Genomic DNA, 15,752 nt, shown 5'->3' on the forward strand with positions numbered 1-15,752 from the left:
AAACGACTATGATTAATTACAGCATCGTAATGCGTAGCGTGAACGCAAATCTTCTGGAAATCAACCAGGCTAAGTCACGCATCAACCAGGCGAAGAAGGAGGGTAAGAATCCTGACCCAAAGGACCTGGAACTCGTGAAGACTGAGAAGCAGAATGCTTTCGCCATCTCACAGTACACCGACATCATGACCATCGAGAAGTTTGCCAAGCACATCACTTCACATGGTAGTGTTTATTCGAGAGCCGACATCAGCGCCATCCTCTACATCGCCGTAGACTGCATGCGTGAGATGTTGCTTGAGGGCAAGAAAATCCGTCTGGGCGACCTCGGTGATTTCTCTCTCCTTCTCACCTCGAAGGGTGCCGAGGATGCCGACAAGTTCACTTCGCAGAACATCACCGGTGTAAGGGTTCAGTGGGAGCCTGGTCAGGAGTTTAAGAACCTTCGCGATGACGCCGAGTTCAACCTCGTAGCCAGCCGCAGCGCTCAGGCAGCCGTTATCAAGGCGATTAAGGAGGGTAAGACCAACGTTGACCTCAACGCGCCAACTACTCCTGATAATACGCCAGGCGGTTCTACCCCTAGCGGTTCGGGCACTACCGAAGGCGGCGGTTCAAAAACCGACCAAACCGGCGGCGAGGGTCAAGGCTCTGAATCAGGCTCAGACGGCAATATGGGTTAACCCCCAGCGGCTAGGGTGCTAGCCCCTAGCCGCAGCCATAAAGTAAACATTAATCATTAAACACTAAGAAAGATGAAAGCGAACACTTGGAAAACAATTCTGCAGATAGCCATCAGCATTCTGACCGCTATCGCTACTACGCTCGGAGTAACGAGCTGCATGGGATAAAGAACATGGAGTCTACCTTTTATAATAAGCAGGCTCATCCATAAATAAATCGACCGCTCACCTCAATACGAGGAGAGCGGTCGATTTATTGTTCTACCGGGGAATCCGGTCATTAAGGGGCATTATCATTTTCAATCTCCTTAAATCCGGTCATTAAGGTCACGGTCATTTTCGGTCATTAAGGATTTCGGGGTTCAAAAATATCCTTCAACATCCCTCTATCTTATAAAATAAGGTTAAATCAAGTTCGCCCTACCAACAAAATCCATCCATAAAATCACTTTTTTGAATATTTTGTTGTATTTTTGCAGATATATTGCCTAATATGGGAGTAAAGCATGGCTTATCCTCCTAGATTATAGGCGCATCATTATCAAATGATTTGAGCATGAAGAAGATATTATTCCTACCCGGATTCTTCGCCACGGGCAGTTGTCCGATGGCGAGAGCCTTGAAAGAGGCGTTTGAGGAGACGGCGGTGGTGCTGACTCCCGACCTCCCATTGCACCCCAAGGAGGCACTGAAGGAGATTCGATTCATCATCGACCGGGAACAGCCCGACTTGCTTCTGGGCAACAGCTGCGGTTCTTTCCTTGCCCAGAAAATGATGATGGATTTTTCAGCAAAGGAAGAAAGATTTTTCCAGCATTTCAAGGGCGGCAAATATAAGTTCATCCATTCTGCCTTCGACTCCGAGACCCAGGAGCGCATGGTGGTTTATCAGGCTCTCTATGGAGACCAAGCCTATTGAGTTCGCCCGGGAAACATGTTCTTCGGGAAAGTAACGAGGGACGGCAGAACTTTTAATCGTTTCACAGAAATAGACAAATAATTATGTAATAAGGTGTTGCAAAAATATTAGCGACGAGAAAATACGCAGAAAAATGGCAAAGAGATTTGAAATAAGAAATAGTACCGCTGAATTTCTTATCTTCATGGCTGAGGGTAAGGAGCAAGGCATTCAAGTGCTATATAAAAAAGAAACAATATGGGCAACACAGAAGGCAATGGCAACGCTTTTTGACTGCTCTGCTGACAACATAGGATTGCATCTGAAGAACATATACGATGCTAAGGAATTGGATAAGAATGCAACTACCGAGAAAATCTCGGTAGTTCAACAGGAAGGAACGAGAGAGGTACGACGCAACACTTTGTTCTACAATCTTGATGCCATCATTTCAGTAGGCTATCGCGTCAACTCCCGCCGAGCCACTCAGTTCCGCCAATGGTGCACTTATGTTCTCCGACAGTATGCTATCCGTGGTTATGTAATTGACAAGAAGCGTATGGAGAATGGCTCATTCATCGGCGTGGACTATTTCGAACAACTCTTGGAGGAGATTCGAGAGATTCGTCTATCGGAACGCAATTTCTATCAGAAACTGACCGACATCTACGCCACAGCCATCGACTACAACCTTGATGCTCCAACAACACGCGAGTTCTTCAAGAAGGTACAGAACAAGATGCATTATGCTGTTCATGGACATACTGCCGCAGAACTGATAGTGGATCGTGCTGATGCAGAAAAAGAGCACATGGGGCTCACTACATGGGCAAAGGCTCCTAATGGAAAAATCATAAAGTCCGACGTAAGTATAGCCAAGAACTATCTGAAGGAAAATGAGTTGCAAGCCCTTGGACGATTGGTGAATGCCTATCTTGATATGGCAAAGGATATGGCAGAGCGCCATATTCCTATGACTATGGAGGATTGGGCTAAACGCATCGACAAATTCCTCGATGCAACCGACAGAGAAATTCTGCAAGACGCAGGACACATTACTGCCGAGTATGCAAAGGAATATGCCGAAAGCGAGTTTGAGAAATATAGAGTGATACAGGACCGTCTGTTTCGCTCTGATTTCGACAAGTTTGACGGCGAAGACCCACAATTACCTTTGGATATTGAATAATAGAAGCATGTCATAAGAGAATTATAACAACAGGAAAATGAGCATGAAACAGATAGAAACACTCGTTTTTGATTATGGAGGTGTCATCGTGAATATTGATGATGCCTCTGTTGTGAAAGCAATGGAGAGCCTGGGCGTTACTGCGTTCAAGCGACTAATCCATGTCCGTAAGATCAAGAGACTGATGCACCAATATATTAATGGTCTGGTGGCGGAAGCTGAGACTTTGAAAGAGATGCTGAGCCTTTGCCGCAAAGGAACCACAACCGAGGATATTGAGAAAGTTCTCGAAGAGCTGTGGTGAAACCTACAGAATAAAGAAACAATTACTCCTTTTATGTTGTATTATAAATTTTATGTTGCATTATAAATGAAGAATCTATGACTTCACTTCAAGAAAGACTGTTCGCCATGCAGGATAAGCAGTATGCTGCTTTCCAAGCTAAACTGACACCAGGAGTGCCTGTGGAGAGTTTCATAAGCATTCGTGTGCCTGTGCTCCGCAAGTTTACAAAAGAGTTTACAAAGGAGGCAGAACGCAAAGATTTTCTTCATCAGCTTCCTCACGAATACTACGATGAGAATATGCTTCACGGACTCCTCATTTCCGAGGTGAAGGACTACGAAGAATGCATTCGTCTGACAGACAGTTTCCTACCTTTCGTGGACAACTGGGCAGTTTGCGACATTATGTCTCCGAAGGTGTTTGCCAAACACAAGAAGGAGCTATTGGCGAAGATTAAGACTTGGTGCAAATCGCCACACGTTTATACTTGTCGCTTTGGAATAGAGACTCTTATGTCTCATTATCTGGATAAAGACTTCAAGGCAGAATATCTTGAAATTCCTGCATCAATAAGGAGCGAAGAGTATTACGTAAAGATGATGGTAGCCTGGTTCTTCGCCACCGCCCTTGCCAAGCAATGGGACGCAACGATTCCCTACATCGAGCAACGCCGCCTTGCTCCCTGGATGCACAACAAGACCATCCAGAAGGCCATCGAGAGCTACAGAATCACGCCCGAGCAGAAGGATTATCTGCGGACACTGAAGATAAAATAATTATGACACAAGATTCTTCTACATATTACTTTGGATAGGTGGATCATGTGATTATGGCCATAAAGAGCGAGCTGGTGGTGCTGCCGTTGTGATTGAGCATAACGGCAACATCATCAGCCGTGATGTAATCAGCGACCTGCACACCACGGAATTCCGAATGATGCTAACCCTCATGGTAAAGGACATGGAGTCTATCTTATTATATAAGCAGACTCAGCCATAAATAAATCGACCGCTCACCCAATACGAGGAGAGCGGTCGTTTTCGTTTCTATCGAGAAAGCGGGTCATGAAGGGTCAAAGTCATTAAGGGTCATTAAGGATTTTCACTTCTCTCTTTTTGATAACACATTAGACTATTTTGGTAACACATTTGTAACACACATGGATGATTTCGCTATACACCAAATTTATAACCTATTGACTAACAGCTATTTACAAAAAGAGCACATGAAAGAGGGATAAACGATAAAATATATTTAAAAACAAAAAAGAACAACAGAGATAAGTTCTTATGAATAAGCAACTTACTACCATTGTTCTTCCACGCTATTTTGTACAAATAAGTTTTATTTTGCTTATTTTGTGATTCCGTTGGGGTTCGAACCCAAGACCCACAGCTTAGAAGGCTGTTGCTCTAATCCAACTGAGCTACGGAACCAACACTTTAAATCGCAAGCAATCTAACTAACCAATGTCAGATAGCCATTTTCTTATTTGCGGCTGCAAAGGTACATATATTTTTTGAATACACCAAACTTTTTCTCACTTTTTTCTGTTTTTATGCTTAAATATCGCAAAAAATAACTACCTTTGCATCCGTACAAAGCAAGAAACAGCATTCTTGCTCCTAAAGAAGAAGAGATTTTTATAACGCATATTGAAACATAAAACATACGCAAATGAAAAAGTTAATCTTTTCAGTAGCCCTGCTCTCGGCAACACTCTCTGCCAGCGCAGAAGACCATCCGCTCTGGATGCGCTACCCAGCCATCTCGCCCGATGGAACTACCATCGCCTTCGCTTATAAAGGCGACCTCTACAGTGTCTCTGTCAACGGCGGTGAAGCACGACAGCTCACAACCCATGCAGCCTTCGATTCACATCCTGTATGGAGCCCTGACAGCAAGAAAATTGCCTTCCAGTCTAACCGCGAAGGAAGTCTCGACATCTTCGTAATCGATGCAAAAGGCGGTGCTCCTACCCGACTCACTACCAACAGCGGCAGCGAAACACCAATCGCCTTTGCAGACAACGACCATGTGCTCTACTCTGCCAGTCTGCAGCCTACAGCCCAGAGCATCATCTTCGGCGACAATACATTCCCACAAATATATAAGGTAAGCACCAAGGGCGGAAGACCGGAACTCTTCTCTACCCTCACCATGGAGAATATCAGCATCGCCAAGAACGGCGACATTCTCTATCACGACAAAAAGGGATATGAAGACCCTTGGCGCAAACACCAGAAATCACCTATCGCACGCGACATCTGGCTGAAGAGCAACGGTAAGTTTGCCAAGCAGACTACCTTTGCCGGCGAAGACCGTTCGCCTGTATGGACATCAGACGAGAAATCTTTCTTCTATCTGAGCGAACAGGACGGCACATTCAATATCTACCGCCGCAGCCTCAACAGTTCAAGCGACAAGCAGATTACCCATCACAAAGGCAATCCGGTAAGATTCCTCACCGCATCCAGCGCCGACCTGCTCTGCTACGGGTATGATGGCGAAATCTATACCGTAAAAGAAGGTGGAGAGCCTCAGAAGGTGAACATCTCCATTACAACGGATAATGATGCTCCAAGCCTCGTACGTCAGATTAAAAGCTGGGGAGCTACGGAGATTTCCGTTTCGCCAGACGCCAAGGAAGTGGCTTTCGTGATGCATGGCGATGTATACGTTACTTCTGTGGAATACACCACTACCAAGCGCATTACCGACACACCGCAGCAGGAACGCGACCTGAGTTTCTCGCCAGACGGCAGAGCCCTGGTCTATGCAGCCGAGCGAAATGGCGTATGGCAGATTTACCAGTCTAAGATCAAGAACGAGAAAGAAAAGAACTTCACCTACGCTACCGACATCGAGGAAGAGCAGCTGGTGAAAACCGGCATTACATCGCAGTATCCTCAATACTCTCCTGACGGCAAGGAAGTGGCTTTCTTCGAAGACCGTGCAGCACTCCGCATTGTCAATCTGAAATCGATGGAAATACGCACCGTACTCGACGGCAAATACGTCTACTCTTACAGCGATGGAGACATCGCTTTCGAATGGTCGCCAGACAGCAAATGGCTTCTTTCTACCTATATCGGCAACGGTGGCTGGAACAACCAGGATATTGCGCTGGTAAAGGCTGACGGCAAGGAGGTTCACAACCTGACCAATTCCGGCTACAGCGACAGCAACGGCAAATGGGTGCTCGGCGGCAAGGCAATGCTCTTCCAGAGCGACAGAGCCGGCTACCGCAGTCATGGAAGCTGGGGAGCAGAAGACGATGCCTACATCATGTTCTTCGACCTGGACGCCTACAACCGCTTCAACATGAGCAAGGAAGAGATAGAACTGGCTGACGCCAACAAGGACGAAAAGGAAAAGAAGGAAGACGAAAAGAAGGAAGAGGCTAAAAAGAAAGCTGACGAAAAGCAGAAGAAGACCGGAAAGATAGAGGTGGAAAAGGTAAAGCCACTGGAACTTGACATCGAAAACTGCCGCGACAGAATCGTACGCCTCACCGCAAACTCTTCGCACATGGGCGATGCTGTTCTCTCTAAAGACGGCGACAAGCTCTACTACCAGGCAGCCTTCGAGGATGGTTACGATCTCTGGCAGCACGACCTGAAGGACGGCTCTACCAAGCTCGTGATGAAGGGCGTAGGCCAGGGCAACCTGCAGACCGACAAGGATGTGAAGAACCTCTTTATCTGCAACGGAAGCAGCATCAAGAAAGTGGATCTGAGCGGATTCAGCACCAAGAACATCAGCTTCGAGGCTAACTTCAACTATAAGCCAGCCGAGGAGCGCCAGTATCTCTTCGACCACGTATGGCGACAGGTGAAAGACAAGTTCTACGACCCTAAGATTCATGGTGTTGACTGGGAAGGCTACCGCAAGACCTACGAGAAGTTCCTGCCTTACATCAACAACAATTTCGACTTTCAGGAGATGTTGAGCGAAATGCTTGGCGAGCTGAACGCTTCGCATACAGGAGCCCGTTACTATGCTTCGAACAGCGCGCTCACCACAGCCAACCTGGGAGTATTCTTCGACCCTCAGTATCAGGGCGACGGTCTGAAGATTCAGGAGATTATCAAACGTGGTCCTTTCGATGTGAAGAATACGGGCGTAACAGCCGGCAGCATCATCGAGAGCATCGACGGCGAGGAGATTAAAGCCGGAATGGACTACTTCCCATTGCTCGACGGAAAGGTTGGCAAGAATGTACGACTCGGCATCAGAAACGCCAAGGGCAAGAAGATGGAGGTTACGGTGAAGGCTATCTCTCAGGGCAACCTCAACAACCTGCTCTACAAGCGATGGGTAGACCGCAACCGCGCTTTCGTTGACAGCATTTCGGGCGGACGCATTGCTTATGTTCACGTTAAGGCGATGAATTCGGAGAGTTTCCGCACCGTTTACAGCGAACTCCTGAGCGACAAGAACCGAAACCGAGACGCAGTAATCGTAGACGAACGACATAATGGCGGTGGCTGGTTGCACGATGATCTGTGCACCCTGCTCAACGGCAAGCAGTATCAGGAGTTTGTGCCTCACGGTAAGGTAGTTGGCCGCGATCCGTTCAACAAATGGGTGAAGCCATCATGCGTCATGATCTGCGAGAACGATTACAGCAACGGTCATGGTTTCCCTTGGGTTTACAAGGAACTCGGAATCGGCAAGCTGATCGGTGCTCCTGTAGCAGGAACCATGACAGCCGTATGGTGGGAAACGCTGATGGACAACACGCTGGTATTCGGTATTCCTCAGGTAGGCTGCCGCGACATGCGTGGTGTGTTTGGCGAGAATACCCAGCTGAACCCAGACATCGAGGTTTACAACAGTCCGGAAGATTTCATCAATGGCCATGATACTCAGCTCGAAAGAGCCGTCAGGGAAATGATGAAGAAATAAACAGAACGCCCTGCAAGGGTCAGAAGCAGAACCGCTTCTGTTCTTTGCAGGGCGATTTGTTTTTTGTAGCAGACAACTTTATTTATTAAACCTGTTTAACCCCACAATATCGGTAAAAACCCTTCTATCATAACATCAAAGCCTCTAAATCTTTACTTTTTTTCTTGAAAAGGGAGAAAAAGCAAGTGAAAAAGCCATAAAATAAAAAAAAATGAGTATCTTTGCAGAAAATAAAAACAAGATTATGGGATTATTCGGATTATTCAGCAACAAAAAGAAGGAAACTCTCGATAAGGGTCTTGAAAAAACCAAGGAGAGTGTATTCGGCAAACTGGCGCGCGCCGTTGCCGGAAAGTCTACCGTCGACGATGATGTGCTCGACGATCTCGAAGAGGTACTCATCACCTCAGATGTAGGTGTAGAAACCACTGTCAAGATTATCCGCCGCATCGAAGAACGTGTGGCTCGCGATAAATATGTTTCAACCAACGAACTCAACCGCATTCTGCGCGAAGAAATCGCCAATCTTCTCTCTGAGAATCACAGCGATGACCTGGCAGACTGGGATCTCCCTGCCGACCATAAGCCTTACGTTATCCTCGTAGTAGGCGTAAACGGCGTGGGCAAGACAACCACCATCGGCAAGCTGGCTTACCAGTTTAAAAAAGCTGGCAAGAAGGTTATGCTGGGAGCTGCCGACACCTTCCGTGCTGCTGCCGTAGAGCAGATTTGCATCTGGGGCGAGCGCGTGGGTGTGCCTGTAGTGAAACAGCAGATGGGAAGCGACCCGGCAAGCGTGGCTTTCGACACCCTGCAGAGCGCCAAGGCAAACGGCGCCGACGTGGTGCTCATCGATACGGCAGGACGACTGCACAACAAGGTGAACCTGATGAATGAGCTCAAGAAAATAAAGGAAGTGATGAAGAAGGTAATGCCAGAAGCACCAGACGAGGTAATGCTCGTGCTCGACGGAAGTACCGGACAGAATGCATTCGAACAGGCTAAGCAATTCTCTGCCGTAACCAACATCTCTTCGCTTGCCATCACCAAGCTCGACGGAACCGCAAAGGGCGGCGTTGTCATCGGCATCAGCGACCAGCTCAAGGTGCCTGTAAAATACATCGGACTGGGCGAAGGAATGGAAGATCTGCAGCTCTTCAACAAGACAGAATTCGTAGACTCGCTCTTTAAAAATTAGAAAATGAAGAAAAATCAGATAGATATTATAACCCTGGGCTGCTCGAAGAACCTCGTTGACAGCGAGTTGCTGATGAAGCAGTTTGAGGCAAACGGCTACCATTGTGTTCACGATTCAAAGCGCCCTCAGGGCGAGATTGCCGTTATCAACACATGCGGTTTCATCGAGGATGCGAAGCAGGAAAGCATCGACACCATCCTGGAGTTTATCCAGGCTAAGGAAGAAGGCCGACTCAGAAAGCTCTACGTAATGGGCTGTCTCTCACAGCGCTACCAGAAGGAACTGGAAGAAGAAATGCCTGAAGTGGATAAATTCTACGGCAAATTCAACTACAAACAGCTTCTGCAGGAACTCGGCAAGGCGGAAGTTTCATCCTGCAACGGCCAGCGTCATCTCACCACTCCGCGCCATTATGCCTACATCAAGATAGCCGAGGGCTGCAACCGCCACTGTGCCTACTGCGCCATTCCTATCATCACCGGCAAGCACGTTTCCCGACCAAAGGAAGAGATTCTGCAGGAGGTGCGCGAACTGGTAGCTGAAGGCGTAAAGGAGTTTCAGATTATCGCTCAGGAACTCACCTACTATGGTGTAGATATTGACGGCAAGCATCATATTACCGAACTCATCAGCGAGATGGCTGATATTCCGGGCGTGAAATGGATTCGCCTGCATTACGCTTATCCGAACCAGTTCCCTATGGATCTTCTGGACGTGATGCGCGAGAAGCCAAACGTATGCAAATATCTCGACATTGCCCTCCAGCACATCAGCGACCACATGCTCACCAGCATGCATCGCCACGTAACGAAGCAGGAAACCATCAATCTGCTGAAGGCTATCCGCGAACGCGTGCCAGGCATTCACATCCGCACTACGCTGATGGTAGGATTCCCAGGCGAGACAGATGAGGATTTCCACGAACTCCTCGACTTCGTACGCGAACAGAGATTTGAGCGCATGGGCGCCTTTGCCTACTCAGAGGAAGAAGGAACCTACAGCGCCACCCACTACGAAGACAATGTGCCTGCCGAAGTAAAGCAGCGCCGACTGGACGAACTGATGATTCTGCAGCAAGACATCAGTTCTGAGATTGAGGCTGATAAAGTGGGCAAAATCATGACCGTTATCATCGACCGCAAGGAAGGCGATTACTACATCGGACGAACAGAATTCTGCTCTCCTGAAGTAGACCCTGAGGTTCTGATACGTGCTGATGAGAAGCGTCTGCGTGTGGGCTGTTTCTACCAGGTAGAAATTACTGCAAGCGAGGAGTTTGACCTCTATGGCAAGGTGGTGAAATAATCATTCTCTCCCCCATAGCCTGGAGTTTTAGAAATTTTGACTACATATTAAATAAAATATGAACAACAAGGAATACATCGCAGAACTGGCTCAGCAAACCGGCTATTCGCAGGAAGACACCCAGAAGTTGGTGCGCAAGGCGATAGACGCTATGATTGCCGAGTTTGAGGATGGAGAAGCTGTCTCTATCCCCAATTTTGGCACCTTCGAAGTGAAGAAGCGCATGGAGCGAGTGGTGGTTAATCCTACTACCAAGAAGCGCCAGCTGGTGCCGCCTAAGTTGGTGTTGGGTTTCCGACCGGTTGCTTCGGTCAAGGAAAAACTAAAGAATGGAGGGGATGAGCAATGAGCAAATTCAGTTTAAATACACTCGGAAAACTGCTTGCTGACAAAAGCGGGCTGAGCCAGGTGGAAGCAGAACTCTTCATCCGGAAGATGTTTGATGTGTGCAACCAGGGACTTGAAGCCGACAAGCAGGTGAAGATAAAATGGCTGGGCACTTTTAAGGTACAAGCCACAAAAGACCGTGAGAGCATCAATGTGAACACGGGCGAGCGCTTCACCATTGAAGGCAGAGACAAACTCACCTTCACACCCGACAACATTCTGAAAGAAATCGTGAACAAGCCATTCGCCCAATTTGAAACGGTGGTGGTAAATGACGGTGTAGATTTCGATGAAATCGATGAGAAGTTTGGAGAAGAACAGACAGAAGATGCTCCTTCAGAAGTGATTGATTTCCTGGACGAAGAAGAAGCTGCAACACCCAACCCGGATGTTGTCGTAATCGAGCCTGAGAAGGAGAAGGAAAAGGAAGACGAGCTGTCTAAGCAAATTGCTCTTGAACAAGCTAAACTGGAAAAATTAAAACAAGCCAAACTGGAGCAGGAAAGAATACAGAAAGAAAAGCTTGAAAAAGAAAAGCAAGAGCAGGAAAGACTGGAACAGGAAAGGCTGGAACAGGAGAAACTCGAACAGGAAAGACTGGAACAGGAGAAGCTTGAACAGGAAAGGCTGAAGCAAGAGAAACTTGAGCAGGAAAGACTGAAGCAAGAGAAACTTGAACAGGAAAAACTGGAGTTAGCCAAACAGCAGCAAGCCTTGAAAGCAACTGTTGAACCTGCAGTTCCTGCAACAAACGAAACAGAAGAAGAGGATGAAGAAACTTCCAATTCTCATCATATTGTTATTCCTCGCTATCTGGTCGTTGCAGTCTGTCTCATCGTAGTAGCTTTGATAGGCGGAATGGGATGGTTTGCTTTCAACTATGGTCAGATGACTGCCCAGCGTGATCATCTAGCCATGCAGCTAAGCCAGTATCATCAGGCTCCTGCCAAGAAAGCCCCAGCTAACGCAGTTGCCGCCCCACTCTCTCAGGAACAGAAGCTTCGCCAGAAAGCGATTGAAGACAGCATACGTATGGCTAAAACTGCAGAAGCTGTCAAACTGGCGGAACAATCTGATGAAGCAAGCGACAAGGCTGAAAACACAAAGCAGGATGAGGCAAAAGCTAAAGCAAAAGCAGCAGCAAAGGAAGAAGATAAGGTTGCTTCTAAAACTGAATCTTCATCCCATTACGACAAGGACGTACGTGTACGCACTGGAGCTTACCGCATCGTAGGAGTTGCCCAGACTGTTACTGTTGGCGCCGGTCAGACCCTCGAACAGATCAGTAACCGCTATTTAGGTTCCGGCATGGAATGCTACGTTGAAGCCCTGAATGGTACAGGCACCGTAAAGGCCGGACAGAAAATCAAGATTCCGAAACTGGAATTGAAGAAGAAAAAGAAATAAAAATACAAACAAAAAATCGCCCTGTAAGAGCAAATATAATTTTGCACTTACAGGGCGACATTGTTTGATGTTAAAAACATTACTTGCCCAATACTTCATCAAGCAAAGTATAGAAAGCAGGATCCTCACCAACGATGGTCTTGATAATCTTACCGTTAGCATCAATCACAATCTTAGTAGGGAAACCCTGAACAGCATAGTCGCTGAGAACCTTACTGTCCTTTGGATTGTAAACATGAATCCATGGCAACTGATGCTTCTCAACAGCAGCCTTCCACTTAGCCTCTGTATCATTACAATCTACACCAAGAATTTCAAACTTACCCTTGTACTTCTCGTAATACTCCTTCATCTTAGGCATTCCCTTGATGCACCATCCGCACCATGAACCCCAGAAATCGAGAACTACAATCTTACCGCGAAGGCTGGAAAGCTTGAAATCATTTCCCTTAATATCCTTCAGAGTAAAGTCAGGAGCCTCAACACCGGCAGCCTGCACCTTCTTAGCCTTCTCCTCAGCCTCAGCACGCTTCTTAGCCATATCAATCATTGGCTGGTAGAAAGCCTTCATTCTGCCGTTCTTCACATTCTCTGAGAGCAAGCCCAGCAGTTTCTCCATCTTTGCAACATCATCAAACTGCTCGAAGATAGTGGCACAGGCCTCATAATCAGGATGCTGTTTTACGAAATCGAAAATCTTATCGTCCTTTGCCTTTTGCAGGGCAGGAGCCTTCTGCTCATATTCAGCCATGACAGTCTGCTGGGTCTCACCATTCTTGATTCTCTGGTTCAGAGAAGCTTCATAATCTCTCAACTCCTTATTTGCATTCTCCAGCAGGACATCTACTTCATGATACTGCTGATAGAACTTAGAACCCGAAATATCAAAGCGGGTCTTTGCATCGCCCTTAACTTCAGCCTTCTCGCCAGGAACACAAGGCAGATTGAACATAAACTGACCTGCGCCACGATAAGTTTCAGGTGAGAGGAAAACGTATCCGGCAGCCTTATCAAGGTTTGCAGAATAGGTAAACTTGCCATTCTTCACCAAAACCGTATCCATCTTAACATTTCTGCCCTTGTAAACAAGTACAGAATCGGAATTGAAATTCTTCAAATCCACCTTCAACTGAAAGTTGCTCTTCTGAGCCATCGCAACAGTTGATACAAGCATCAACGCCGCAGATAAAATCGTTGTTTTCATTTTCTTTTATTATATTTATTCTGATTATACCTTATTATATATAGGGAACGAAGAACGCCTGGCTCATCTTCAACCTTATTCTTCATACTCAGTAGTATCCTCAATACCCGCCTCGGCCAAAGCCTCCCTGCGCTCTACACAGGTTCCGCATTTGCCACAATGCTTCTCACCGCCCTTATAGCAGCTCCAGGTTTCAGCATAATCAATACCCAACTTCTTGCCAATCTCCGCAATCTGCCCCTTGGTAATATTCGTATAAGGAGCCACCACGCGTACATCGACGAACGTTCCTGCTTCGGCAGCCTCATCAATCGCCTTGATAAACTCCGGACGGCAGTCTGGATAAATCGTATGGTCGCCACCATGGTTAGCAATGAAAACTTTCTTCAGATTGTTACTCTCAGCAATGCCGATGGCAATGCTCAGCATGATTCCATTACGGAAAGGAACCACCGTACTCTTCATATTATCAGCAGCATAATGACCTTCAGGAATCGCATCGGCACCTTCAAGAAGAGAACTCTTGAAATACTGATGCATGAAAGCCAAATCTATCGTAATATGCTTGATTCCCAAACGCTCACAATGCATCTTGGCGAAGGGAATTTCACGCTCGTTATGATTACTTCCATAGTTAAAACTAATGCCGAGTGCAATCTCGTCTTTCTTGTCGTAGAGCAGCGTGATGCTATCCATGCCGCCGCTCACAATGATTACTGAATCCTTCATTTTATTTTTCCTTTGAACTTTGAATTTTAAACTTTGAACTTATTTCCTTACCCGAACAGACAGCGGAATGCTTCTTCCACCTTTCTTACGGGATGAATTTCTATCTTATATTTCTTATGGTCGAAACCATGATTGTTGTATTTCGGGATGATGATGTGCTGGAATCCCAGTTTCTCAGCCTCAGCAATACGCTGCTCGATGCGGCTCACCGGACGGACTTCACCGCTCAGACCTACCTCGCCCGCCATACACCAGCCTTGCTCGATAGGCGTGTCAACATTACTGCTCAATACGGCTGCCAACACACTCAAGTCCATGGCTGGATCGGTTACTCTCAATCCTCCGGCAATATTCAGGAACACGTCTTTCTGCATCAGCTTGAATCCCACACGTTTCTCTAGAACCGCCAGAAGCATGTTCAAACGGCGCTGGTCAAAACCCGTTGCCGAACGCTGCGGAGTTCCATAGGCTGCTGTTGAAACCAAAGCCTGCGTCTCTACCAGGAACGGACGAACACCCTCGATGGCTGCGCTGATAGCTACACCCGAAAGTCCGTCATGATCTTCGGTAAGAAGCAACTCTGAAGGATTGCTCACCTGTCGGAGTCCACCTTGCATCATCTCATAGATTCCCAACTCAGAAGTACTTCCAAATCGGTTTTTGATGCTTCTCAAGATGCGGTACATATAATGCTGGTCGCCCTCAAACTGAATCACCGTATCTACGATGTGCTCCAGAATCTTTGGTCCGGCAAGCGTTCCCTCCTTATTAATATGTCCTATCAGAATAACCGGAATGCCACTCGTCTTGGCAAAACGGAGCAGGGAGGCTGCACACTCGCGAACTTGGGAAACAGAACCTGGCGAACTGTCTACTTCTTCCGTAGCAATGGTTTGGATAGAATCTATAACTATCAGCTGAGGAGCAACTTCCTGAATATGGCTAAAGATTTTCTCCAACTGTGTTTCGCAGAGAACCGTAATATGATCAAAGGCTCCTTCTGATGAAAGAGAAGCCGTTTTCAGTGTGTCTGCAGAAGAACCATCTCTGAGCATCGCCTGTCCTTTAGCCAACCGGTCGGCACGGAGCTTGATTTGATGGGCACTCTCCTCTCCACTCACATACAGGATGCGGCGGTCAGTCATGTTCAGAATAGTCTGCAAGGTGAGCGTACTCTTACCGATTCCCGGTTCACCGCCCAGGAGCGTGATGCTGCCGGGAACCATTCCGCCACCCAGCACACGGTTCAGTTCCTCGTCCCTCATATCGATGCGCGGTTCATCAATCGCAGAAATATCGCGAAGCTTCATCGGCGCAGCATCATGCTCGCTGTGCTGCCCGCCAAACATCGTGGCAGCCCCACCATGACGCATGGTCATTCCGGCATTCTTCGCAGCCTGCGATCCGGAATCGGCAGCAATACGAATCTCCTTAAATGTATTCCATTGTCCGCAGCTAGGACATTTGCCCATCCATTTGGCACTTTCCTGTCCGCAATTGCTGCACACAAAAGCAATCTTATCTTTCGCCATTTTATCTCATTTATATGTAATAA

General features: G+C 47.1%; 15 protein-coding genes and 1 tRNA gene. 12 read left to right on the forward strand and 4 right to left on the reverse strand.

The genetic code is table 11. From position 1 onward, the window contains the following. From KSW37_RS05530 to KSW37_RS16115, 7 genes are all read left to right on the forward strand, one after another. The coding region (locus KSW37_RS05530; RefSeq protein WP_437183421.1) for an HU family DNA-binding protein at nt 1–683 on the forward strand (683 nt) is incomplete at its 5' end. A gap of 72 nt (nt 684–755) precedes the next feature. Next, the gene (locus tag KSW37_RS05535; protein ID WP_153072405.1) at nt 756–851 is read left to right on the forward strand and encodes a smalltalk protein; all 96 of its coding nucleotides are present in this window, start codon (nt 756–758) and stop codon (nt 849–851) included. Nucleotides 852–1,239: 388 nt separating this feature from the next. Then, complete coding sequence (locus KSW37_RS05540) at nt 1,240–1,602, forward strand: DUF1653 domain-containing protein (RefSeq protein WP_254368560.1); 363 nt, start codon at nt 1,240–1,242, stop codon at nt 1,600–1,602. A 133-nt stretch (nt 1,603–1,735) separates the two neighbouring features. Then, nucleotides 1,736–2,770 (forward strand): virulence RhuM family protein, encoded by a 1,035-nt coding sequence (locus KSW37_RS05545; protein ID WP_217313580.1) that lies wholly within the window; start codon nt 1,736–1,738, stop codon nt 2,768–2,770. A 43-nt stretch (nt 2,771–2,813) separates the two neighbouring features. Further along, nucleotides 2,814–3,074, forward strand: coding sequence for a hypothetical protein (locus tag KSW37_RS05550; RefSeq protein WP_217313581.1), 261 nt, complete (start codon nt 2,814–2,816; stop codon nt 3,072–3,074). A 77-nt stretch (nt 3,075–3,151) separates the two neighbouring features. Beyond that, nucleotides 3,152–3,832: a DNA alkylation repair protein gene (locus tag KSW37_RS05555; protein ID WP_217313582.1), complete on the forward strand. Its 681-nt coding sequence runs from the start codon at nt 3,152–3,154 to the stop codon at nt 3,830–3,832. 88 nt (nt 3,833–3,920) lie between these two features. Then, nucleotides 3,921–4,055 (forward strand): hypothetical protein, encoded by a 135-nt coding sequence (locus KSW37_RS16115; protein ID WP_262897843.1) that lies wholly within the window; start codon nt 3,921–3,923, stop codon nt 4,053–4,055. Nucleotides 4,056–4,417: 362 nt separating this feature from the next. On the opposite strand, the gene KSW37_RS05565 is transcribed toward KSW37_RS16115, so the two are convergent. Further along, nucleotides 4,418–4,492, reverse strand: a tRNA-Arg gene (locus KSW37_RS05565). 241 nt (nt 4,493–4,733) lie between these two features. Between KSW37_RS05565 and KSW37_RS05570 the strand changes: the two genes are divergently transcribed. The 5 genes from KSW37_RS05570 to KSW37_RS05590 all read left to right on the forward strand — a co-directional run bounded on the left by KSW37_RS05570 (nt 4,734) and on the right by KSW37_RS05590 (nt 12,264). Then, complete coding sequence (locus KSW37_RS05570; RefSeq protein WP_217313583.1) at nt 4,734–7,967, forward strand: S41 family peptidase; 3,234 nt, start codon at nt 4,734–4,736, stop codon at nt 7,965–7,967. Between the two features lie 244 nt (nt 7,968–8,211). Further along, complete coding sequence (gene ftsY, locus KSW37_RS05575; protein WP_217313622.1) at nt 8,212–9,165, forward strand: signal recognition particle-docking protein FtsY; 954 nt, start codon at nt 8,212–8,214, stop codon at nt 9,163–9,165. Nucleotides 9,166–9,168: 3 nt separating this feature from the next. After that, on the forward strand, nt 9,169–10,470 hold the full coding sequence (gene rimO / locus KSW37_RS05580) for a 30S ribosomal protein S12 methylthiotransferase RimO (RefSeq protein ID WP_153092783.1): 1,302 nt from the start codon (nt 9,169–9,171) through the stop codon (nt 10,468–10,470). Nucleotides 10,471–10,528: 58 nt separating this feature from the next. Beyond that, entirely contained in the window at nt 10,529–10,819 is a 291-nt protein-coding gene (locus tag KSW37_RS05585) for an HU family DNA-binding protein (protein ID WP_006846479.1), read from the forward strand. Continuing rightward, nucleotides 10,816–12,264, forward strand: a complete 1,449-nt coding sequence (locus KSW37_RS05590) for an HU family DNA-binding protein (RefSeq protein WP_217313584.1) — start codon at nt 10,816–10,818, stop codon at nt 12,262–12,264. The genes KSW37_RS05585 and KSW37_RS05590 overlap by 4 nt, the downstream gene beginning before the upstream one ends. Before the next feature lie 79 nt (nt 12,265–12,343). Here KSW37_RS05590 and KSW37_RS05595 read toward each other — a convergent pair whose 3' ends face one another. From KSW37_RS05595 to radA, 3 genes are all read right to left on the reverse strand, one after another. Continuing rightward, nucleotides 12,344–13,468 carry a TlpA disulfide reductase family protein gene (locus KSW37_RS05595; RefSeq protein WP_217313585.1) on the reverse strand — a complete coding sequence of 375 codons (1,125 nt, stop codon included), beginning with the start codon at nt 13,466–13,468 and terminating at the stop codon, nt 12,344–12,346. A gap of 75 nt (nt 13,469–13,543) precedes the next feature. Further along, nucleotides 13,544–14,197 (reverse strand): 7-cyano-7-deazaguanine synthase QueC, encoded by a 654-nt coding sequence (gene queC / locus KSW37_RS05600; RefSeq protein ID WP_217313586.1) that lies wholly within the window; start codon nt 14,195–14,197, stop codon nt 13,544–13,546. A gap of 47 nt (nt 14,198–14,244) precedes the next feature. Further along, nucleotides 14,245–15,729: a DNA repair protein RadA gene (gene radA, locus KSW37_RS05605; RefSeq protein ID WP_217313587.1), complete on the reverse strand. Its 1,485-nt coding sequence runs from the start codon at nt 15,727–15,729 to the stop codon at nt 14,245–14,247. Between the last annotated feature and the right edge of the window lie 23 nt (nt 15,730–15,752).

Origin of the sequence: Segatella copri (assembly GCF_019127135.1) — a bacterium.
In the GTDB taxonomy this organism is placed as follows: domain Bacteria; phylum Bacteroidota; class Bacteroidia; order Bacteroidales; family Bacteroidaceae; genus Prevotella.